General features: G+C 58.7%; 20 protein-coding genes. All 20 read left to right on the forward strand.

What is annotated here, in order from left to right; all coding sequences use genetic code 11:
• The first annotated feature begins 34 nt into the window (after window positions 1-34).
• The 20 genes from ileS to clpX all read left to right on the forward strand — a co-directional run bounded on the left by ileS (window position 35) and on the right by clpX (window position 20,937).
• The gene (gene ileS / locus C4N24_RS00080; RefSeq protein WP_112089797.1) at window positions 35-2,830 is read left to right on the forward strand and encodes an isoleucine--tRNA ligase; all 2,796 of its coding nucleotides are present in this window, start codon (window positions 35-37) and stop codon (window positions 2,828-2,830) included.
• Window positions 2,831-2,921: 91 nt separating this feature from the next.
• The gene (lspA, locus tag C4N24_RS00085; protein WP_112089798.1) at window positions 2,922-3,401 is read left to right on the forward strand and encodes a signal peptidase II; all 480 of its coding nucleotides are present in this window, start codon (window positions 2,922-2,924) and stop codon (window positions 3,399-3,401) included.
• 3 nt (window positions 3,402-3,404) lie between these two features.
• On the forward strand, window positions 3,405-4,337 hold the full coding sequence (locus C4N24_RS00090) for an RluA family pseudouridine synthase (protein ID WP_112089799.1): 933 nt from the start codon (window positions 3,405-3,407) through the stop codon (window positions 4,335-4,337).
• Window positions 4,334-5,161, forward strand: coding sequence for an HAD hydrolase family protein (locus tag C4N24_RS00095; RefSeq protein ID WP_112089800.1), 828 nt, complete (start codon window positions 4,334-4,336; stop codon window positions 5,159-5,161). Before C4N24_RS00090 ends, C4N24_RS00095 begins: the two co-directional genes overlap by 4 nt.
• Before the next feature lie 82 nt (window positions 5,162-5,243).
• Window positions 5,244-5,588: a ComEA family DNA-binding protein gene (locus C4N24_RS00100; protein WP_112089801.1), complete on the forward strand. Its 345-nt coding sequence runs from the start codon at window positions 5,244-5,246 to the stop codon at window positions 5,586-5,588.
• A gap of 53 nt (window positions 5,589-5,641) precedes the next feature.
• Window positions 5,642-8,035 carry a polyphosphate kinase 1 gene (ppk1, locus tag C4N24_RS00105; protein WP_112089802.1) on the forward strand — a complete coding sequence of 798 codons (2,394 nt, stop codon included), beginning with the start codon at window positions 5,642-5,644 and terminating at the stop codon, window positions 8,033-8,035.
• Between the two features lie 127 nt (window positions 8,036-8,162).
• Window positions 8,163-8,693: a M23 family metallopeptidase gene (locus C4N24_RS00110; protein ID WP_112089803.1), complete on the forward strand. Its 531-nt coding sequence runs from the start codon at window positions 8,163-8,165 to the stop codon at window positions 8,691-8,693.
• Entirely contained in the window at window positions 8,690-9,199 is a 510-nt protein-coding gene (locus C4N24_RS00115; protein WP_112089804.1) for a metalloprotease, read from the forward strand. The genes C4N24_RS00110 and C4N24_RS00115 overlap by 4 nt, the downstream gene beginning before the upstream one ends.
• A 37-nt stretch (window positions 9,200-9,236) precedes the next feature.
• Window positions 9,237-11,096 (forward strand): TIGR03960 family B12-binding radical SAM protein, encoded by a 1,860-nt coding sequence (locus tag C4N24_RS00120; RefSeq protein WP_055184265.1) that lies wholly within the window; start codon window positions 9,237-9,239, stop codon window positions 11,094-11,096.
• Entirely contained in the window at window positions 11,071-11,715 is a 645-nt protein-coding gene (locus C4N24_RS00125) for a TIGR03936 family radical SAM-associated protein (RefSeq protein WP_112089805.1), read from the forward strand. The genes C4N24_RS00120 and C4N24_RS00125 overlap by 26 nt, the downstream gene beginning before the upstream one ends.
• Before the next feature lie 217 nt (window positions 11,716-11,932).
• Window positions 11,933-12,274 (forward strand): 50S ribosomal protein L19, encoded by a 342-nt coding sequence (gene rplS / locus C4N24_RS00130; RefSeq protein ID WP_015538550.1) that lies wholly within the window; start codon window positions 11,933-11,935, stop codon window positions 12,272-12,274.
• A gap of 106 nt (window positions 12,275-12,380) precedes the next feature.
• Window positions 12,381-12,932, forward strand: a complete 552-nt coding sequence (gene lepB / locus C4N24_RS00135; RefSeq protein ID WP_055184269.1) for a signal peptidase I — start codon at window positions 12,381-12,383, stop codon at window positions 12,930-12,932.
• Window positions 12,929-13,852: a ribosome biogenesis GTPase YlqF gene (ylqF, locus tag C4N24_RS00140; protein ID WP_112089806.1), complete on the forward strand. Its 924-nt coding sequence runs from the start codon at window positions 12,929-12,931 to the stop codon at window positions 13,850-13,852. Before lepB ends, ylqF begins: the two co-directional genes overlap by 4 nt.
• Window positions 13,849-14,496 carry a ribonuclease HII gene (locus C4N24_RS00145; protein ID WP_112089807.1) on the forward strand — a complete coding sequence of 216 codons (648 nt, stop codon included), beginning with the start codon at window positions 13,849-13,851 and terminating at the stop codon, window positions 14,494-14,496. Before ylqF ends, C4N24_RS00145 begins: the two co-directional genes overlap by 4 nt.
• The gene (locus C4N24_RS00150) at window positions 14,493-14,861 is read left to right on the forward strand and encodes a YraN family protein (protein WP_112089808.1); all 369 of its coding nucleotides are present in this window, start codon (window positions 14,493-14,495) and stop codon (window positions 14,859-14,861) included. The genes C4N24_RS00145 and C4N24_RS00150 overlap by 4 nt, the downstream gene beginning before the upstream one ends.
• Window positions 14,862-15,123: 262 nt before the next feature.
• Window positions 15,124-16,590: a threonine synthase gene (gene thrC, locus C4N24_RS00155; protein ID WP_112089809.1), complete on the forward strand. Its 1,467-nt coding sequence runs from the start codon at window positions 15,124-15,126 to the stop codon at window positions 16,588-16,590.
• Between the two features lie 36 nt (window positions 16,591-16,626).
• Window positions 16,627-17,310 (forward strand): metallophosphoesterase, encoded by a 684-nt coding sequence (locus C4N24_RS00160; protein ID WP_097783957.1) that lies wholly within the window; start codon window positions 16,627-16,629, stop codon window positions 17,308-17,310.
• A 216-nt stretch (window positions 17,311-17,526) separates the two neighbouring features.
• Window positions 17,527-18,843 (forward strand): trigger factor, encoded by a 1,317-nt coding sequence (tig, locus tag C4N24_RS00165; protein ID WP_112089810.1) that lies wholly within the window; start codon window positions 17,527-17,529, stop codon window positions 18,841-18,843.
• 138 nt (window positions 18,844-18,981) lie between these two features.
• Window positions 18,982-19,578, forward strand: coding sequence for an ATP-dependent Clp endopeptidase proteolytic subunit ClpP (clpP, locus tag C4N24_RS00170; RefSeq protein WP_015538544.1), 597 nt, complete (start codon window positions 18,982-18,984; stop codon window positions 19,576-19,578).
• A 36-nt stretch (window positions 19,579-19,614) separates the two neighbouring features.
• Window positions 19,615-20,937, forward strand: a complete 1,323-nt coding sequence (clpX, locus tag C4N24_RS00175; RefSeq protein WP_112089811.1) for an ATP-dependent Clp protease ATP-binding subunit ClpX — start codon at window positions 19,615-19,617, stop codon at window positions 20,935-20,937.
• Window positions 20,938-21,117: the final 180 nt, after the last annotated feature.

The raw sequence follows: 21,117 nt of genomic DNA on the forward strand, positions 1-21,117 counted from the left end.
CACCCAACGCAAAAATAGAGGAGAGTGTAAACCATTGGCTAAGAACAAATCGCAGTACGACAGTACGTTGAATCTGCCCAAGACCCTGTTCGAGATGCGTGCCGGCCTGCCCAAAAAGGAACCGGTCATGCTCAAGGATTGGGACGACAACGACCTGTACAACCAGCTCATGAAGCACAACGAGGGCAAGCCCCAGTTCATTCTGCACGACGGCCCTCCGTATGCAAACGGCAATATCCACATGGGCACTGCCCTGAACAAGATCATCAAGGATATCATTATCCGCGAAAAGAACATGGAGGGCTATCAGGCTCCCTATGTGCCCGGCTTTGATACCCACGGCCTGCCCATTGAGCTGAAGGCTCTGTCCTCGGTCGGTGACAAGAAGAAGGACATCTCCAAGCTGGAGCTGCGCCAGATCTGTGAAAAGTTTGCCACTGAGCATATCGACATCATGAGCGACCAGTTCAAGCGTCTGGGCGTCATCGGTGACTTCGAGCACCCCTACCTGACCCTGAAGCCTGAGTTTGAAGCGCGTCAGATCGAGATCTTTGGCGAGATGGCCAAGAAGGGCTACATCTACAAGGGTCTCAAGCCCGTGTACTGGTGCCCGGACTGCCGCACTGCGCTGGCAGAAGCCGAGATCGAGTACGGCGAGGACGACTGCGATTCCATCTTTGTGCGTTTCCACGTCTCGCAGGATCCCAACGGTGTGCTGGCAAAGTACGGCATCCCCATGGATAAGACCTACTTCGTCATCTGGACCACCACCACCTGGACCCTGCCCGCCAACGAGGCTATCTGCCTGAACGGTCAGTTCGAGTATTCCTTCGTCAAGATCGGCGAGGAGTACCACATCATGGCTACCGATCTGGTCAAGAGCGTCATGGACGCCTGCCACATCGAGAACTACGAGATCGTGGGCGAGCCTGTTTCCGGCGCTGAGTTCGAGCTGATGCGCTACAACCACGTCTACCTGCCCAAGGAGGGCTGGGTCATTCTGGGCGACCACGTCACGCTGGAAAGCGGTTCTGGCTGCGTGCACACCGCAGGCGGCCACGGCGTGGACGACTTCAACGTCTGCCAGAAGTATCCGCAGGTGCCCATCACAGTGCCTGTGGATGACGGCGGTTACCTGACTGAGCTGGCCGGTAAGTACGCTGGTCAGCGCGTGTGGGCAGCCAACAAGACCATTCTGGCCGACCTGACTGCATCCGGCGCTGTGATGGGTCAGGTGCACATCAAGCACCAGTACCCCCACTGCTGGCGCTGCCACAACCCCATCATCTTCCGTGCTACCGAGCAGTGGTTCTGCTCCATTGCCAAGTTCCGCGAGGATGTGTACAAGGCCATTGATACCGTCACATGGATGCCGGATTGGGGTCATGACCGCATGACCGGCATGGTGCGCGACCGCAACGACTGGTGCATCAGCCGCCAGCGCACTTGGGGCGTGCCCATCCCCGCCTTCTACTGCAAGAAGTGCGGCACCTACCACATTACCGATGCTACCATCAAGGCTGTCAGCGCCCTGTTCCGCAAGGAAGGCTCTGACGCATGGTATAAGTACGATGCCGAGCAGATCATCCCCGCAGGTGAAGTGTGCGAAAAGTGCGGCGCTTCCGAGTGGGAGAAGGACACCGACATCATGGACGTCTGGTTCGACTCCGGCTCTACCCACGCCGCCGTGCTGGACGAGCGTCCCGAGCTGCGTTTCCCCGCCGATATGTATATGGAAGGCGGCGACCAGTTCCGCGGCTGGTTCCAGTCCAGCCTGCTGACCAGTGTTGCAAGCAAGGGCTGTGCACCCTATAAGTCCGTGCTGTGCCACGGCTGGGTGGTGGACGAGCAGGGCAAGCAGATGCACAAGAGCGCCGGCAACGGCGTGGAGCCCAGCGAGATCATCAAGGACTACGGCGCCGATATCATCCGCCTGTGGGTGGCTTCTTCCGACTACACCGTGGACGTGCGCGCCGGCAAGAACATCTTCAAGCAGCTCAGCGAAGCTTACCGTAAGATCCGCAACACCGCCCGCTTCATTCTGGGCAATCTGGACGGCTTTGACCCCAACACCGATTGTGTGGCAGACGACCAGCTGCAGGATATCGACCGCTGGGCACTGGCTGCGCTGGATGACCTGATCGTCAACACCAACGCAGGCTACGCTGTGTACGACTTCAACAAGGTCTACCACGCCGTGTACAACTTCTGCGTGGTGGCCATGTCCAACTTCTATCTGGACGTCACCAAGGATCGTCTGTACTGCACCAACGGCGCAGCCCGCAAGGCAGCCCAGACCACCATGTACAAGATCCTTGTCGCTCTGGACAAGATCATTGCCCCCATCCTGTGCTTCACCAGTCAGGAGATCTGGGACTTCATGCCCAAGACCGAGGGTATGAACAAGTATGTGGTGTTTGAGCAGATGCCCAAGGCCGGCCAGTACGCCGCCGACGATGCTTTCAAGGCAAAGTGGGCACAGCTCATCGCCGTGCGCGACGAGGTCAAGAAGGTGCTGGAGCAGGCCCGTGCCGAAAAGCTCATCGGTGCTTCTCTGGAAGCTTCCGTCACCCTGTACTGCAACGATGCCGTCTATGACCTGCTGAACAGCATCCCCATGGACGAACTGGCCGACCTGATGATCGTCTCCCATGTGGAGCTGGTCAAGGGCGAGGGCGGCGCTGCCAGCGCTGTCGAGGGCTTGGGCGTTGCAGCTGCACACGCCACCGGCGACAAGTGCGAGCGCTGCTGGAAGTACTCTGCTTCCATCGGCAGCCATCCTGCACACCCCACTCTGTGCGCACGCTGCGCCAGCGTTGTGGAAGCATAAGCGTCCCGCATCAATACAAATCTGTTTTGTAAAAGGGCGGCGCTCCCTTGACCGGGGAGCGCCGTTTTTTATAACAGAAACGAGGTAGCTAATGGCATTTGTTCTCTTTAATCTGGCAGCTGTGGCGGCACTGGTCGGCATCGACCAACTGATCAAGCTGTGGGCGGTGCAGGCTTTGCAGCCGGTTGGCGCTATGCCGCTCATCCCCCATGTGGTGGAGCTGCGGTTCGTGCTCAATCAGGGCATGGCTTTCAGCCTGCTCAGCGGCAAGCAGCTGTTCCTGATCATCGCCACCAGTGCGGCACTGCTGGCAGTGGCCTATGGGCTGTTCTTCCGCAGCCGCGGCAAGCGCTTGCAGCAGGCAGCACTGGTGCTGGTGCTGGGCGGCGGTATCGGCAACCTGATCGACCGGGTGCTCAACGGCGAGGTAGTGGACTACATCAACCTGCTGTTCATGCGGTTTGCTGTGTTCAATTTTGCGGATATCTGCGTTTGCGTGGGTGTGGCACTGTGGGTGCTGGTGATCTTTCTGGATGAGCTCCATGCCGATGATGCCGCCAAGGAGCAATAAACCATGGAACAGCGTGAATTTATCGTAGAGCAGGAGACTGCCGGGCAGCGCATCGACCGCTTTCTCAGCGGCGAGGACACCGGCCTGTCCCGCTCGGCGCTGCAAGCGCTGGTGGCCGAGGGTCATGTGCAGTGCAACGGCAAGGCTGTGGCCAAAAGCCTGAAACTCAAGGCAGGAGACACCGTGCTGCTGGAGATCCCTGACGCAAAGCCCATCGAGGCTGTGCCGCAGGATATCCCGCTGGATATCGTCTACGAGGATGCCCATCTGCTGGTGGTCAACAAGCCCAAGGGCATGGTGGTGCACCCCGCACCCGGTAACCCGGACGGCACGCTGGTCAACGCCCTGCTGTGGCACTGCAAGGGCAGCCTTTCCGGCATTGGCGGCGAGATCCGCCCCGGCATCGTCCACCGCATTGATAAGGACACCAGCGGCCTGCTGGTGGTGGCAAAGGACGACGCTACCCACATCGGCCTTTCCCAGCAGATGGCGGTGCACAGCGTGGAGCGCGCCTACCAGACGGTGGTCTACGGCGGCTTTGCGCAGGACGAGGGCTTTGTAGAAACAAACCTCGGCCGCAGCAAGACCGACCGCAAAAAAATGGCGGTCTATCCCGCCACCGAGCCCCACACCAAGTACGCCTACACCGGCTACAAGGTGCTGGAGCGGCTGGGCGAGTTCACCCTGCTGGAATGCCGCCTAAAGACCGGCCGCACCCATCAGATCCGCGTACACATGGCCTCCATCCACCATCCGGTAGCGGGGGACCCGGTGTACGGCCCTCACAACTGCATCACCAGCCTGCACGGCCAGTGCCTGCACGCCAAAACGCTGGGCTTTATCCACCCCATCACCGGGGAGCAGCTGCGGTTCGATTCCGAGCTGCCGGACTACTTTACCCATTTTCTCGCAACACTCAGGAGGAAAAACACATGAACGATTCTCTGGCATCCACTCTGGTGCTCTGTGATCTGGATAACCTGCTGCTGGGCGAGGATGGCAATCTGACCCAGGTGGTGCGGGATGTTTTGCAGTTGTTCAGCAGCCGCGGCGGCAGACTGACTGTTTTTTCGCAGCGCTCTCCGCGCGCCGTGCGCTCCATTCTGGGCAGCGTGCGTCTGGCAGCGCCTGCGCTGGTGTGCGGCGGCACCATGGCCTACCACTATGCCGACGGCAACCGGGTGCCCCTGTGCAGCTTTGCCCAGCAGCAGGAGCTTTTTACCTGCCTGCCGGATACCCCCGGCGTGGGTGTCGCCGTGCAGATGCAGGACGGCACCACCCGGGTGCTGCGCATGAGCAATGCGTTGGAGCGCCATCTGCGGCAGGAGTGGACCCCGTATCTGCTGGCAAACGCCGCCGACATCCGCCCCGAGCAGGTGCTGCGGGTGCTGCTGTATCAGGACAGCAAGTCTGTACCCCTGATCTCGCTGGCAGAAAAGGCCATCGGGGATCGTGTTGCCCTGCTGGGCGAGCGTATCGCCCCGGACACTCTTGTTCTCACCCCGAAGCGAATCTCTGGCCGGGAAATGCTGGACACCGTCTGCGCCATGGCGCAGGTGGGCGCGGAGCAGGTCCTTGCGCTGGCGGGCGGTCAGCCCATGCTGGAGCTGGTGCAGGCTGTAGAGCACAGCGCAGTGGCCGCCGATGCCCCGGCAGAGCTGCGCCTTGCCGCCGAGCAGATCACCCTGACGGATGCCGCCGGTGGCGCTGCTGTGGAGGTTTTGTACCGCATGGTGCGTGCTGCTGAAAAATCCGTGTAAAATTTGTGCAAAGCCCTCTGCTATTTTCCCGCAGAGGGCTTTCTTTTTAGCAAAAAATCAGGTAGAATGGGGAGGAGGACCTATGCCGAACCAAAAGCACCGCGAGGGGCTGTTTTTTCTGCTGTGCCTTGCCGCCGCAGGGATCTGTGCAGGGCTGGCGTTCCGGTTTGCAGTGCCGCTGCAAGCACAGACCCCGCAGACACTGCCGGACACAAAGGCGCTGGCGGAGTACACACAGGTGGAGCTGAACACAGCCGATGCAGACGCTTTGTGCACCCTACCCGGCGTCGGTCCCCGCAATGCACAGGCTATTCTGGACTACCGGGCGCAGTACGGTCCGTTTGCACAGGTGGAGGATGCCGCGCAGGTGCCGGGCATTACCCGCGCAATGGTGGATTCATGGGCAGGACAGGCGTATGTCCGCTAGGGCGCAGCCCGCTTTCTGCCTTGGTCAAAGAGGAAATACGGAGATATATTGTTATGAGTGACGAATCGATCTTTATCAACCGCGAACTGAGCTGGCTGGATTTCAACCGCCGCGTTCTGGCGCTGGGCAAGGACAAAAACGTCCCGCTGGGCGAGCGGATCAAGTTTCTGGCAATTTACGGCTCCAATCTGGACGAGTTTTTCATGGTGCGCGTGGGCTCCTTGCAGGAGCGCGCAAACCTTGAGCAGAGCAAGACCAAAAAGGAAAAGCGGGAAAACAAGACCAACATGACCGCCGCCGAGCAGCTGGCCGCCATTATGCCCAAAACGGCGCAGCTGCAGGAGGAATGCGATAAATTCTACGCAAAAGCGCTGGAAAATCTGGCGGAGAACGGCTACCATAAGGTGGATTTCGACCACCTGACCAAGGAAGAAGAGCATCTCTGGAAAAAATACTTCCAGTCGGAACTGTTCCCCATCCTCAGCCCGCAGATCGTAGATAACCGCCACCCGTTCCCGTTTTTGCGCAACAAGGAGATCTACCTTGGCGTGCTGCTCAAGGAAAAGCACACACAGGAGCAGAGCCTTGGCATCGTGCCCATCTCCAGCCAGATGGAGCGGATGCATTTTATCAAAAAGGACGGCGCTGTGCAGTTTGCCCTTACCGAGGAGCTGGTGCTGCACTATGCGTCCAACATCTTCGGCAAGGATTCCATTCAGGAAAAATGCCTGTTCCGGGTCACCCGCAACGCGGATATCGATGTAAAAGAGGGCATGATGGATCACGATATTGATTATCGCGAGATCATGACCGAGCTGCTCCGGCGCCGCCGCAAGCTGGCCGCTGTCCGTTTGCAGATCACGCCCGCCCCCGCACCGGAGGTGGAGCGGCTGCTGTGCAGCCGTCTGGAACTGACCCGCAAGCGGGTGTTCTTGCAAAAGAGCCCGCTGGACCTGAGCTTCTTCTTTAAGCTTTCCGGCCGCATGGAGACCGAGGGTCACCCGGCGCTGTTTTACACCCCCGCACGCCCCATGCTGCCGCCGCCGGACTATGATCTTGCCACTGAGGTGCAGAAGCATGACGTGCTGCTCAGCTATCCGTACCAGTCCATCCGTCCCTTTATCACCATGCTCAAAAAGGCCGCACAGGACCCGGACGTCATCTCCATCAAGATGACTCTCTACCGCATGGCGCGGGAGTCTCAGATCGTGCAGGCGTTGATGGAAGCCGCCGAAAACGGCAAGGAAGTGGTGGCGCTGGTGGAATTGCGCGCCCGCTTTGACGAGCAGAACAACATCGACTGGTCCAAGCAGCTGGAAAGCGCAGGCTGCACCGTCATCTACGGCTTCGAGGACTACAAGGTGCACTCCAAGCTGACCCTCATCACCCGCAAGGGCGCAGAGGGCTACTCCTACATCACCCAGATCGGTACCGGCAACTACAACGAAAAAACCAGCGAACTGTATACCGATTATTCCTTCATCACCGCAGATGAGCGCATCGGCGAGGAAGCCTCCAAGGTGTTCCGCAATCTGGCCGTGCAGCAGCTCACCGAGGAAAGCGACAAGATGCTGGTTGCCCCGCTGCGCTTCAAGAGCGTGCTGCTGGACGAGATGGATCACGTCATCGCTGCCGCCCGCATGGGCCGCCCGGCTTCCATGATCCTGAAAAACAACTCCATCAGCGACCGGGATATCATCCTGAAATTGCAGGAAGCCAGCTGCGCTGGGGTGCGCATTGATATGATCGTGCGCGGCATCTGTTGCGTGCGCGCAGAGGTGCCCGGCAGGACCGAGAATCTGCACATCCGCAGTCTGGTGGGACGGTATCTGGAGCATGGCCGCATTTACAGTTTCTTTGATGGCACCCACACCCGCATCTACATTGCTTCCGGTGACTTCCTCACCCGTAATACTGAGTGCCGTGTGGAGGTAGGCGTGCGGGTGGAGGATCCTGTTCTGGTGCAAAAGCTCACCGATATCCTTCAGCTGCAGCTACGGGATAACGTCAACGCCCGGGTCATGGATGCCAGCGGCAGCTATCAGAAGGTGAAGCCCGCCGAGGGTGAGCCGCTGGTCAACGGCCAGATGGGTATGTACGAGCTGCTGCGCAACGACTGGCAGCGCCCCGAGCCGTGGAAGTGCACCACCTCCGCCCCGGAAACGGAAAAACCGGCGGCAGTCTGTCAGGAAGTTACCGTGGAACAGCTCAAACAGGAGCTGCCCCATGTGTTCCAGCCCGCACCGGAAAAGGCAGAGAATGCCGCCCCGGCGGCGCAGCAGCCCGACCACTACGAGGCACTGGAACAGATGCTGAACAACAAGCCCCGCGCTGCGCAGCCCGCGCCGAAAACGCCCGCTGCACCCCGCCCGGCTGCAAAGCCTGCTGTCACCGCGCCCAAGAAAAAGAGCCTGCTGGAACGCATCGGGAACTTTTTCCGGCGCTGAGCTGTAAAATCATGTAAACCAAAACCGGAGCTGCTGCGCAGAGATTTGTGCGGCGGCTCTGCTTTTTTGTTTGTGTTCTCCTGTCTGCCGCTTGTGCATACACTTTTCAGGATAGGAGGGCGGGCGTATGCGGGTAAAACGGAGCGGACAGGCAGCAAAAATACGCAGACGGCGGTGGGGTATCATGGCACTTGTGTTGGCAGGGCTGGCACTCTGTCTGCTGGCAGCTTTGCCGGTGCAGGCTGCCCGGAACACGCAAAAGCACTGCTTTCCGCTGGATACCACGGCGTGGCGCGTCTCGGACGCCTACGGCGCGCGGACAGACCCCTTTACCGGCAAGTCTGCGTTCCATCGGGGACTTGATCTTGCCTGCACGGCGGGCACGGCAGTGCAAGCGGTGCAGGGCGGGGTAGTGACTGCGGCGGCATACAGCCCAAGCTACGGCAACCATCTGCGCATCCTGCACCCGGATGGCTGCGAGACCCGCTACGCACACCTGCAATACCTCTATGTCCGCCCGGGAGAGGTGGTGCAGGCCGGGCAGACGCTGGGCACAGTGGGGCAGACAGGCCGCGCCACCGGTGCGCACCTGCATCTGGAACTGTGGCAGCAGGGCACTGCCTGCGACCCCGCCGCCCTGTTGGAGAATGCCCCGTGAGCCGGCTGCGGGTGGGGAAGCTTGTATTCCGGGACCCGGTGCTGCTGTGCGGTGTGGTGTACCTGCTGCTCTACTTTGATGCCAGTGGCTTTCTGCGGCTGGGACTGCTGGCGGCTGTTTTGCACGAGCTGGGGCACATCCTTGTCTACTGCATCCAGCAAAGGCGTCTGCCGGTCATCGAGGTGACCATGACCGGTTTTTGTATGCGTACGGCAGGGGAGAGGTTCTCCCCACTCCAGAGGTTCGTGCTTGCTGCCGCCGGGCCCGCAGTCAATTTTGCCCTTGCCGGGGTATGGGCGGTGCGTCTTGCGCAGACTGTCACTATCCGAGACAGCGCGTTCTGGGCAGCAAATCTGCTGACCGGGCTGTTCAATCTGCTGCCGGTGCCGCCGCTGGACGGCGCACAGATGGCAGCGTGCGCAGGGGCACTCTGGCGGCAAAAATACGGAAAGTGTACACAAACCGCCGGAAACGATTGCAAAACCGGCACATTTGGGGTAAAATAAAAAGAACGCAAAAAACGGATTGTTTATGGAGGACCCGATGTTTGATCCCAAACTGAAAGAAGCGCTGGGACGGGTGCAGAAGCCCGGCCGCTATACCGGCGGCGAGCCCGGCAGTATCTATAAAGAAAAGGATAAGGTAGATGTGCGCTTTGCCTTCTGCTTCCCGGATACCTACGAGGTGGGAATGTCCTTTCTGGGCGAAAAGATCCTGTACGAACTGCTCAACAGCCACGAGAACTGGTGGTGCGAGCGCGCCTTTATGCCTTGGCTGGATATGAAGGCGGAGATGGAGCGCCTGCAGCTGCCGCTGTACACCATGGAGAGCAAAGACCCCCTCACGGCCTTTGACGCCGTGGGCTTTACCTTGCAGTACGAGCTTTCCTACACCAATATCCTTGCCATGCTGGACTTGGCTGGCATCCCGTTCTATTCCAAAGACCGTGACGACCGCTGGCCGCTGATCGTAGCGGGCGGCCCCTGCGCCTGCAACGCCGAGCCTATCGCGGATTTCTTTGACGTCATCCAGCTGGGCGAGGGCGAGAACCAGCTGCCCGCCATCTGCGCTGAGATCGAAAAGGCAAAGAAAGAGGGCATCTCCAAAAAGCAGCTGCTGCTCAACATTGCAAAGATCCCGGGCGTGTACATCCCGGCTTTCTACGATGTCACCTACCACGAGGACGGCAGAGTAAAGGCCATCACCCCCAACGAGCCGGGCATTCCGGCGCGCATCACCAAGGCCATCATCAAGGATCTGAACCAGTTCGCCCCGCCCACCAACTTTGTGGTGCCCATGGTGGGTGCCATTCAGGACCGCGCCAGCATCGAGGTGCTGCGCGGCTGCGTGCGCGGCTGCCGGTTCTGTCAGGCGGGCTTTCTGTACCGCCCCATGCGCCAGCGCGATGCCAGTTTGCTGAACAAGGCCGCGCAGGATCTGTGTGCCAACACCGGTTACGAGGAACTGAGCCTTTCCAGCCTTTCCACCTCCGACCACGGTCAGCTGGAAGAGCTGCTGGATGATCTGAACGAGTGGGCACCCAAGGAGCACGTCAGCCTGTCGCTGCCCTCCCTGCGTGTGGACAACTTCTCCCAGAGTCTCATCGAAAAAACAACCAAGGTGCGCAAGAGCGGACTGACCTTTGCCGCCGAGGCCGGTACTCAGCGTCTGCGCAACGTCATCAATAAAAACGTCACTTGGGATGAGATCGAAAAGACCTGCACCATCGCTTTCAATGCGGGCTACACTTCGGTCAAGCTCTACTTCATGATGGGTCTGCCCACCGAGACCATGGAGGATATCGAGGGCATTGCCGAGACCGCCCAGAAGGTGGTAGACCTCTACTACAAGAACACGAACCACGCCAAGGGACGCGGCGTGCAGGTGACCATCAGCTGCGCCTGCTTTGTGCCCAAGCCCCACACCCCCTTCCAGTTCGTGCCCATGGATACCGCCGAGACCCTGCAGGCCAAGCAGAAGCACCTGCTGGAAAGCGTGCACAGCCGCAAGATCAAGGTGAACTACCACGACAGTACCACCAGCTTTTTGGAGGGCGTGTTCGCCAAGGGCGACCGCCGCCTTGCCCCGGTCATCGTGGAGGCTTATAAGCGCGGCTGCTACTTCGATGGCTGGGAAGAGTGCTTCAAGTACGATACTTGGATGCAGACCTTTGCGGATCTGGGCATCGACCCCGCCTTCTACTGCCAGCGCCCCATCGCGCTGGACGAGGTGACCCCGTGGTCGCATATGGACTACGGCATCACCCACGAGTATCTGGTGCGGGAGTACAACAAGGCTCTGGCTGCCCAGACCACCCCGCCCTGCAACCGTGCCTGCAACGCCTGCGGTGCCAACCATCTGTTAGGAGGTCCCTGCTTTGATTACAGTCAGAATCTCGTTTGAAAAGAAAAATGAAGCCTCCTATATCTCCCTGCTGGACTTGCAGCGGGTGATGCAGCGGGTGCTCAAGCGCAGCGGTCTGCCGGTGTGGCATACGCTGGGTTTCAACCCCCATATCTACATGACCTTTGCCTGCCCGCTCTCTCTGGGACAGGAGAGCGAGTGCGAGTGCGTGGACGTTAAGACCGAGGCGGAAGCCCCGGATTTTGCCCAGTGGCAGACTGCGCTCAACGCCATTATGCCCGCCGGTATCCACGTTACCCGGGTGGCTCCGGTGGAGATGAAAGCGGACAGCATCGCCTTTGCCTGTTACCGCATCAGCTACCCGGCGGCTGCCGTTGCGGTGCTGGAGCAGTATAACGCGCTGGAGACAGCCCCCGTGGAAAAGCACAGCAAGCGCGGCAAAAAGATCATAGACCTTAAAGAGCATATCCCGCAGCTGCGCTATACCGCACTGGGGGACACTGTGCAGCTGGAACTTTGCCTGCCTGCCGCGCAGGAGCTGAACCTGAACCCCTCGCTGCTCACCGGTTTTCTGGAAGAAAAGTTCGGCCTGCCAGCCGCAAGCGCCAATATCCTGCGCACCAAATTTTTGACGGCAGACCAGCAGCTGTTTGCCTGAAGCGGCGCAAAAGTCCGTCTATCATGCAAAACAGAAAATTTTTGCAAGATTTTTCGCCAAATTGCTTGCATTCAAGCCGGTTTTGTGCTATCCTATTAGGGCGTTAGTGTCCGCTGAGACCACAGCGGGGTTAATGACAAGTATTTATCATTAAACGGGCGGTCCTCTGACGGCTATGCCGTGCATGAACGTCTAAAAACAAATGGAGGATTCAAAAATGGACGCACTGAAGATTATTTCTGAAGGCAGTATCAAGGCTGAAAAGCCTCAGTTCAACGTTGGCGATACCGTCCGCGTTGATGTTCGTATCAAGGACGGCGACCGTGAGCGCATTCAGGCCTTTGAGGGCACTGTCATTGCTAAGAAGCACGGCGGCGTTGCAGAGACCTTCACCGTTCGCCGCGTGGCTTACGGTGTCGGCATCGAGCGTGTCTTCCCCGTCAACAGCCCCTTCGTTGAGAAGGTCACTGTTGTCCGCAAGGGTAAGGTCCGCCGCGCAAAGCTGTTCTATCTGCGTGGCCGTACGGGCAAGGCTGCCAAGGTCAAGAGCGATATTTGATCATCCCCGATTTGAAACCGGGAGAAAAGGGACAACTTGTTGTCCCTTTTTTCTTTTTCAAAGCCCGGGCGTATGTGTAAAATCAGGAAAGGCTGGTGGCTAAGCTATGGAAAAACAGCAGCAGTCTGCCCCCGCAGTGCGCGGACAGGGCATACTGGAATGGTACGAAGCGCTTATCTCCGCAGCGCTGGTGCTGGTACTGATCTTTTCGTTTTTCTTCCGCATCATTCAGGTGGACGGGCGCTCTATGGTGCCCACCCTGACCCACGGCGATAAGCTTATCGTCTGGGCGGCAGGCTACACCCCGCAGCGGGGCGATGTGGTTATCGTGGATAGCTACACCGTCTACGGTAAACCGCTGGTCAAGCGGATCATCGCCAAGGGCGGCGACACCATCAGCATCGACTACGACGCCGGTACGGTCACGGTGAACGGCGAACTTTTACAGGAGGACTACATTGCAGCCCCTACCTATCTGGGCTACGATGTGCAGTTCCCGTTCACGGTGCCGGAGGGCACCCTGTTTGTGATGGGGGACAACCGCAACGAATCGCTGGACAGCCGCTCCTCCTATGTCGGCTGCATTGACGAGCGTGATATTCTGGGCAAGGTGCTGCTGTGCTTTATGCCCTTTACAGATTTTGGGGTGGTAAAATGAACGAAATGGATACCCGGTTTGCAAACCAGTACAATATTCAGTGGTTCCCGGGCCACATGACCAAGACCCTGCGCATGATGGAGCAGGAGATCCAGCACGTTGATGCCAGCCTTGTGCTGCTGGATGCGCGCATTCCGCTTTCCAGCCTGAACCCGGAGATCGAGCGCATCACCGACCGCAAGCCAAAGCTCTATGCGCTGAACAAGGCCGACCTTGCCGACCCGGCTGTGACTGAGGAGTGGATCCGCTACTTCCGCGCCGCAGATGCCGGCTGCGTGGCCATCAGCGCCAAGCAGAAGGGCGGCGCAAACGCCGTGAAGGCGGCTATTGAAAAGGAACTTTCCGGCCTGCTGGAGCGCCGCCAGAACCGCGGCATGGGCGGTGCCAAAACGCAGGTGATGCTGTGCGGCATCCCCAACGTGGGCAAATCCACCTTTATCAACACCTTTGCAGGCTCTGCCCGCGCCAAGGCGGCAGACCGCCCCGGCGTGACCAAGGGCAAGCAGTGGGTCAGCACCGAAAAGTTTGATCTGCTGGATATGCCCGGCGTGCTGTGGAAAAAGTTCGATTCCAAGACCATCGCCTCCAATCTGGCCTTTATCGGCTCCATCAAGGACGATATTCTGGATGTGGAAGAGCTGGCCATGAACCTGCTGGACGAGGTGCGCCGCAACTATCCCGACCTTGTGGCACAGCGCTACAAGCTGGATGCTGAAACGCTGGCACTGCCGCCCTACGAGCTGCTGGAAGCCATCGGCCGCAAGCGCGGGCTGCTGGTGCGCGGCGGCGAGGTGAACACCGAGCGCTGTGCCATCATGCTGGTGGACGAGTTCCGCGCCTGCAAGTGGGGACGTATCTCTCTGGAGCGCCCGCCGCAGCGGGATGACCTGACCGATTTTGCCGAGGAGGACGAGGAATGAAGCGCCGCTCGGATGAGGAGATCTCGGCGCCGCTGTACGCCTTTGACGCTGAGGTGCGCAGCCAGTACGGCTGCTTTGCCGGTGTGGACGAGGCTGGGCGCGGCCCGCTTTGCGGCCCTGTTTGCGTAGCGGCCTGTATTCTGGACCCGGAAAACCCGGTGTACGGCATCAATGATTCCAAAAAGCTGACCGAGAAAAAGCGCGAAGCACTGTTTGATGAGATCTGCGAAAAAGCGCTGGCCTACCGCATCGTTTTTGTGGGGCCGGAGGTCATCGACCGGGAAAACATCCTGAACGCCACCATGGGCGGGATGCAGCAGGCGGTGGAAGAACTGGACATCGTGCCTAATCTGGTGCTGGTTGACGGCAACCGCACCCCCGCAGGCTTGCAGATCCCGGCACAGCCGGTGGTCAAAGGCGATGCCACCAGCGCCAGCATCGGCGCAGCCTCGGTGCTGGCCAAGGTCAGCCGTGACCGCTATATGCTGGAACTGGACAAGCAGTACCCGCAGTATCAGCTGGCAAAGCACAAGGGCTACCCCACAAAGCTGCACTATGAGCTGATCGCGCAGTACGGCATCCAGCCGTTCTACCGCCGCAGCTTCCTTAAAAAGCAGGGCTACTGGCCGGAGAGCGGCAAATGAACCGCGCCGAGACCGGCCGCAGTGGAGAAGCTGCCGCTGCCCGCTGGTATCAGAAGCAGGGCGCGCAGCTGCTGGCGCATAATTATCATACCCGCATGGGAGAGCTGGATCTTGTGCTGCGGGAGCCGGACGGCACCATCGTCATCTGCGAGGTAAAGACCCGCAGCCAAGGGATGCTGCAGCGCCCCGCTGCTGCCGTAGACCCGGCCAAGCAACGCCGGCTGATCTGCGCTGCACAAGGGTATTTGCAGCAGACCGGCCAAAGCGAAGAACCGGTGCGTTTTGACGTTGCAGAGGTAGTTCCTCTTGACAGCGGGCGCTGGATGGTACATATTATAAAGGGTGCCTTTCTCTGCGAACCCTAAGGGTGTATCTGAAAAGTCGAAAATTTAGTCTATTTCTACAAGCACAGTTGGATTTTGCGTTAAACAGCCTTGAAATCCACAAAGGATTCCTGCGGCTATTTGCCTTAAATCCCGCTTGTGCTTGCGAAATATCCGTCATTTTCTTTGTTTTCAGATACACCTTAGGCAGAAACCGTGGCACCGGTGGGAAGTATGCGGCAGAACGAGGATTTTGCCGTGCAACCGGGAACGTGCCCGGCACGTTCCATGGCGAAAAGGAGCGATGACCATGCAGTTTTTCAGTACCAGAGATCAGAACCGCAAAGTAACCTCTTCTCAGGCAATCGCACAGGGTCTGTCCGATGAAGGCGGCCTGTTTGTGCCGGAAAGTTTTCCGCAGGTGGATGTAAAAGCCCTGTGTGGGCTGGACTATCCTGCGCTGGCAGCAGCTGTTGTGCGGGAGTACCTGACCGATTATGACCCCGCTTTCCTGACCGACGCCACCCGCAGCACCTACGGCGCTGCTTTCGGCGGCAAGGCAGGCTATCTTGCCCCGGTGGAAGGGGACACCTATGCCCTGGAGCTGTGGCACGGCCCGACCTGCGCCTTTAAAGATTACGCCCTGCAGCTGATGCCCAAGCTGCTGGTGGAAGCAAAAAAGAATCTGGGACGCACCGAAAAGACCCTGATCCTTGTGGCCACCAGCGGTGATACCGGCAAGGCAGCACTGGACGGCTACCATGATATCCCCGGTGTGGAGATCGCCGTGTTCTACCCCACCGGCGGCACCAGCGAGATCCAGCGTTTGCAGATGGCAACGCAGGAGGGCGCTAATGTTGCTGTGTACGCCGTACGCGGCAACTTCGACGATGCCCAGACCGGCGTGAAGAAGGTGTTCGGCGATAAGGCCATCGCTGCCGAGCTGGAAAAGCGCAATATCCGTCTTTCCAGCGCCAACTCCATCAACTGGGGCCGCCTTGTGCCGCAGATCGTCTACTATTTTGCCGCCTACGCCCAGCTGCTCAAGGCCGGTAAGATCACCTTCGGCGACGAGGTGGACTTCTGCGTACCCACCGGCAACTTCGGCGATATCCTTGCCGGTTATTACGCAAAGCAGATGGGTCTGCCTGTGGGCAAGCTGGTCTGCGCCTCCAACGAGAACAACGTGCTGACCGATTTCCTCACCACCGGTACTTATACCGCAAAGCGGGAGTTCTTCAAGACCACCTCGCCCAGCATGGACATTCTGGTGTCCTCCAATCTGGAGCGCCTGCTGTACCATGTGACCGGCAGCGATGCCGAGGTAGCAGGCTTTATGCAGCAGCTGGCTGCCACCGGCAGCTACACCGTCCGTCCCGAGACGCTGGCCGCCATTCAGCAGACCTTCTCCTGCGGCTGGAGCAGCGAGGACGAGGTGGCAGGGGAGATCCGTGCCCGCTACGAAAAGGATGGCTACCTGTGCGATACCCACACCGCTGTGGCTTTCCATGTGGCTGCACAGAAAAAGCGGCAGGGCGTGCCCATGGTGGTGCTTTCCACCGCATCGCCCTTCAAGTTCCCCCGCAGTGTGCTGAGCGCACTGGGCAAAGCTGCTCCGGAAAACGATTTTGAAGCCATGCAGCAGCTGGAGGCTGCCACCGGTCATGCCGCACCGGCAAGCCTTGCCGCTCTGCGCAGCAAGCCGGAGCGCTTTGATACGGTCATTGCCCCGGAACAGATCGCCGAGGTGGCGCTGGGCTATCAGGCATAAGCTTCTGCGGACAGACAGAACAGGAGTAAACAGACTATGGCACTTTTTGTGCTTGGCGATCCCCATCTTTCTCTGGGCGCATCCAAGCCGATGGATATCTTTCCCGGCTGGAACGATTATGTGGACAGGCTGGAGAAAAACTGGCGCAAGCTCATCACCCCGCAGGATACCATCGTGCTGGCGGGGGATATCAGCTGGGCTATGCGCCTGACCGATACCCGCAAGGACTTTGCCTTTTTGCAGCAGCTGCCCGGGCAGAAGATCATCATGAAGGGCAACCACGATTACTGGTGGTCCACCGCCAACAAGATGAACGCCTACCTCAAGGCCGAGGGCTTTGATACCCTGCATATCCTGCACAACAATTCTTACAGTGTGGAGGGGTACGCCATCTGCGGCACCCGCGGCTGGCTGTTCGATGTGGGGGAACCCCATGATGAAAAGGTGATGAACCGCGAGATCGGCCGTCTGCGCATGAGTTTGCAGGCTGCGGAGCCCGGGCTGGAAAAGCTGGTGTTCCTGCACTATCCGCCTGTCTACACCGGCACCAGTGCCCCGGAGATCGTAGCCACCCTGAAGGAGTTCGGCATCAAGACCTGCTTCTACGGGCATCTGCATGGCAACGCCATCCGGTTTGCCGTACAGGGCGAGGTGGACGGCATCCGGTACAAGCTGGTAAGTGCCGACGGCCTGCGTTTTTGCCCCTACCGCATCAATTAACGGCGGTACAAAAGGGCAAAAACGACAAAATTTAAAAATTTGGTATGGCAATTGTGTCCAGAGCGTGCTATAATAAGTTTTGACGCGATTGTTGCACCCAATTGAGCGCGCGCGTCCCCGCATTCCGTGTGCATACAGCAAGGACGTGGTGCGCGGTTGCTCAGGGCAAAAACTTCCTGCCCGGAGCAATAGAATATTTGAGTGGAGGATAAACAAATGAATCTCATCAAGTGTGAAAAGCTCGAGAAGAGCATGGCAGAACTGCAGTTCTCCATCGACGCAGAAGCTTTCAAAAAGGCTGTTGCCGATGTTTTCAAAAAAGAGGGCAAGAAGTACCCTGTGCAGGGCTTCCGCAAGGGCAAGGCTCCCAAGGCTCTGATCGAGAAGATGTACGGCGCAGACGTCTTTACCTATGACGCCATCAACGAGCTGTTCCCGGAGGCTTTCGAGGCTGCCGCTAAGGAAGCTGGCGTGGAGCCCGTGGGCCGTCCCGAGGTCACCGTGGATTCTGCCAGCGAGGCAGAGGGCGCTACCCTGACCGTGAAGGTCGCCGTGAAGCCCGAGGTCAAGGTTGGCAGCTACAACGGTCTGACCGTGGAAAAGACTGTCCATACTGTTACCGACGAGGCTGTGGACGCTGAGCTGAAGCGTGTGCAGGAGCGCAACGCCCGTGAGCTGACCCGTGAGGGCGCTGCTCAGAATGGCGATATCGCTGATATCGACTTCGAGGGCTTTGTGGACGGTGTCGCATTCGAGGGCGGCAAGGCTGAGCACTACAACCTGACTCTGGGCAGCGGCAGCTTCATCCCCGGCTTTGAGGAGCAGGTCGTTGGCCACTCCGCCGGCGAGGAGTTCGATGTGAACGTCACCTTCCCCACCGAGTATCAGGCTGCTGAGCTGGCTGGCAAGGCAGCTGTCTTTAAGATCAAGCTGCACGAGGTCAAGTACAAGGAGCTGCCCGCTCTGGATGATGAGCTGGCAAAGGACTGCTCTGAGTACGACACTCTGGACGAGTTCAAGGCTTCCATCCGCAAGAACAACCAGGAGCAGCTGGACAAGCAGGACGATCTGGCTGTCGAGAATGCTCTGGTCGATCAGGTCATCGAGAGCATGGAGGGCGAGATCCCTCAGGCTATGTACGATGTCCGCATGGACGAGATGGTCAACGACTTTGCTTTCCGTGTGGAGCAGCAGGGTCTGCGTCTGGAGGACTACCTGAAGTATATGGGTCAGTCCATGGAGCAGTTCCGCGCCGCTTTCATGCCGCAGGCTGAGAAGCAGGTCAAGATCGGTCTGGCTCTGGAGGCTGTTGCTGCTGCTGAGCACATCGAGGCTTCCGAGGACGAGATCAATGCCGAGATCAAGCGCATTGCTGACCAGTACAAGATGGAAGAGGACAAGGTGCGTGAGCTGATCAACGTTGAGGATCTGAAGCAGGATCTGGCTCGCACCAAGGCCATCGACTTCATCAAGAGCCACGCTAACATCGTGGAGAAGCCCGCAGAGGCTGAGAAGGCTGCTGACGCTGAGTAATCAGTGCCGGGCTCTGTAAAGCGCCGCAGGCGTTTTATCAAAGGTTGTTAAAATTGACCGGTACGGCTGAACTTTACAAGGGGACCCGTATCGGTCAATTTTGCCAATAAACTTAAACCATTTCAGGAGGCGAACTTTATGAGTTTTGTTCCTTACGTTGTCGAGCAGTCGGCGCACGGAGAGCGTTCCTACGATATTTTCTCTCGTCTGCTGAACGATCGCATCATCGTGCTGAGCGAGGATGTCAACGATACCACCGCAAGCCTTGTGGTGGCGCAGCTGCTGTATCTGGAAGGGCAGGACCCGGATAAGGACATCAGCCTGTATATCAACAGCCCCGGCGGTTCCATCAGTGCCGGTATGGCCATCCATGATACCATGCAGTATATCAAGTGCGATGTTTCCACCATCTGCATGGGCATGGCTGCCTCTATGGGCGCATTTCTGCTGGCAAGCGGCACCAAGGGCAAGCGCTTTGCGCTGCCCAACGCCGAGATCATGATCCACCAGCCGCTGATCGGCGGTCAGGGCGGCGGCCTTTCCGGCCAGACTACGGATATCAAGATCCATGCCGAGCACATGGTCTATATCCGCGATAAGATGAACCGGATGCTCAGCGAGTACACCGGCCAGCCGCTGGAAAAGATCCAGCAGGACACCGAGCGCGACAACTACCTTACCGCGCAGCAGGCAAAGGAATACGGCCTGATCGATGAGGTCATTGCCCACCGGTAAACCGCTATAATCTATCCAGGATAAGGAAAAACAGCTATGGCAAATAACAATTCCGGCAAAAACGAAAAAGATCTGGTTTGCAGCTTTTGCGGCAAGCATCAGGACGAAGTGGAGCGCATGATCATTGGCCCCGGGGTCAATATCTGCAGCGAGTGCATCGGCCTGTGCCACGATCTGCTCTCTGACAAGCCGGATCAGCCCAAAAGCGCCCGTCCGGCTCGCGGCAGCGCAAGCCGCGCCCATGTCCAGCCCGCTGCCGCAGATCTGGATATCAACATCATGACCCCGGCTGAGATCAAGGAAGGTCTGGATCAGTATGTCATCGGTCAGGACGAGGCAAAGCGTGTGCTGTCCGTTTCAGTCTACAACCACTATAAGCGCATCCTCAGCGGCAAGGGCGGCGACGTGGAGCTGCAAAAGTCCAACGTGCTGCTGCTGGGTCCCTCCGGCGTGGGCAAGACCCTGCTGGCCCAGACGCTGGCCAAGATGCTGGGCGTGCCCTTCGCCATTGCGGATGCCACCACCCTTACCGAGGCCGGTTATGTGGGCGAGGACGTGGAGAACATTCTGCTCAAACTGATCCAGGCGGCGGATTTTGACGTGCAGAAGGCACAGATCGGCATCATCTACATTGATGAGATCGACAAGATCACCCGCAAGAGCGAAAACCCCTCCATCACCCGCGATGTGGGCGGTGAGGGCGTACAGCAGGCACTGCTGAAGATCTTGGAGGGCACTGTCAGCAACGTGCCGCCGCAGGGCGGCCGCAAGCACCCGCAGCAGGAGTTCATCCAGATCGACACCACCAACATCCTGTTCATCTGCGGCGGTGCCTTTGATGGTCTGGACAAGTATATCCTGCGCCGCACCGATAAGTCCGCGCTGGGCTTCGGCAGCGCGCTGAAGGATAACTCCACCGAGGCTGAGCGTGCATTGTTGCGTAAGGTAGAGCCCCACGATCTGGTTAAGTTCGGCCTGATCCCGGAACTGATCGGCCGTCTGCCGGTCATCACCGTGCTGGATGATCTGGACGAGGATGCACTGGTGCGCGTGCTCAAGGAGCCCCGCAACAGTCTGGTCAAGCAGTATAAAGAGCTGCTGGGCATGGATAACGTGGAGCTTACCTTCACGGACGAAGCTCTGCACGCCATTGCCCGCAAGACCATCGAGCGCAAGACCGGTGCCCGCGGTCTGCGCAGCGTGATGGAAAGCATTCTGCTGCCCATCATGTACGAGGTGCCCAGCGATGCCACCATTATCCGCGTGACCGTGGACGAGGACACTGTGGAGGGCGGCGAAGCACATCTGGAATACGGCGCTGTGCGCAAACGCTATAAAAATCAGGTCGCTCTCAGCTGACGGCATTGCCGCACAGCAGGGGAGCGCACCCGCCTGAAAGCCCTGTTTCGAAAGCTTTTTGCTTTTGGCAGGGCTTTTTGCTTTCAAATTCTTGTTTCTGACAGGAAAATGTACTATAATAATAAAATGTGGAGCGTGCGGCATGTGCTCTCTGGCAGGGGCATACCGCAAAAGACGAGC

This window comes from Faecalibacterium prausnitzii (genome assembly GCF_003287405.1).
In the GTDB taxonomy this organism is placed as follows: domain Bacteria; phylum Bacillota; class Clostridia; order Oscillospirales; family Ruminococcaceae; genus Faecalibacterium; species Faecalibacterium intestinale.

Bases quoted from the DNA above. Each gene is read 5' to 3' on its own strand.
- lspA (WP_112089798.1), top strand. From the start codon at position 2,922: ATGGCATTTGTTCTCTTTAATCTGGCAGCTGTGGCGGCACTGGTCGGC.
- C4N24_RS00090 (WP_112089799.1), top strand. From the start codon at position 3,405: ATGGAACAGCGTGAATTTATCGTAGAGCAGGAGACTGCCGGGCAGCGC.
- C4N24_RS00095 (WP_112089800.1), top strand. From the start codon at position 4,334: ATGAACGATTCTCTGGCATCCACTCTGGTGCTCTGTGATCTGGATAAC.
- C4N24_RS00100 (WP_112089801.1), top strand. From the start codon at position 5,244: ATGCCGAACCAAAAGCACCGCGAGGGGCTGTTTTTTCTGCTGTGCCTT.
- ppk1 (WP_112089802.1), top strand. From the start codon at position 5,642: ATGAGTGACGAATCGATCTTTATCAACCGCGAACTGAGCTGGCTGGAT.
- C4N24_RS00110 (WP_112089803.1), top strand. From the start codon at position 8,163: ATGCGGGTAAAACGGAGCGGACAGGCAGCAAAAATACGCAGACGGCGG.
- C4N24_RS00120 (WP_055184265.1), top strand. From the start codon at position 9,237: ATGTTTGATCCCAAACTGAAAGAAGCGCTGGGACGGGTGCAGAAGCCC.
- rplS (WP_015538550.1), top strand. From the start codon at position 11,933: ATGGACGCACTGAAGATTATTTCTGAAGGCAGTATCAAGGCTGAAAAG.
- lepB (WP_055184269.1), top strand. From the start codon at position 12,381: ATGGAAAAACAGCAGCAGTCTGCCCCCGCAGTGCGCGGACAGGGCATA.
- ylqF (WP_112089806.1), top strand. From the start codon at position 12,929: ATGAACGAAATGGATACCCGGTTTGCAAACCAGTACAATATTCAGTGG.
- C4N24_RS00145 (WP_112089807.1), top strand. From the start codon at position 13,849: ATGAAGCGCCGCTCGGATGAGGAGATCTCGGCGCCGCTGTACGCCTTT.
- C4N24_RS00150 (WP_112089808.1), top strand. From the start codon at position 14,493: ATGAACCGCGCCGAGACCGGCCGCAGTGGAGAAGCTGCCGCTGCCCGC.
- thrC (WP_112089809.1), top strand. From the start codon at position 15,124: ATGACCATGCAGTTTTTCAGTACCAGAGATCAGAACCGCAAAGTAACC.
- C4N24_RS00160 (WP_097783957.1), top strand. From the start codon at position 16,627: ATGGCACTTTTTGTGCTTGGCGATCCCCATCTTTCTCTGGGCGCATCC.
- tig (WP_112089810.1), top strand. From the start codon at position 17,527: ATGAATCTCATCAAGTGTGAAAAGCTCGAGAAGAGCATGGCAGAACTG.
- clpP (WP_015538544.1), top strand. From the start codon at position 18,982: ATGAGTTTTGTTCCTTACGTTGTCGAGCAGTCGGCGCACGGAGAGCGT.
- clpX (WP_112089811.1), top strand. From the start codon at position 19,615: ATGGCAAATAACAATTCCGGCAAAAACGAAAAAGATCTGGTTTGCAGC.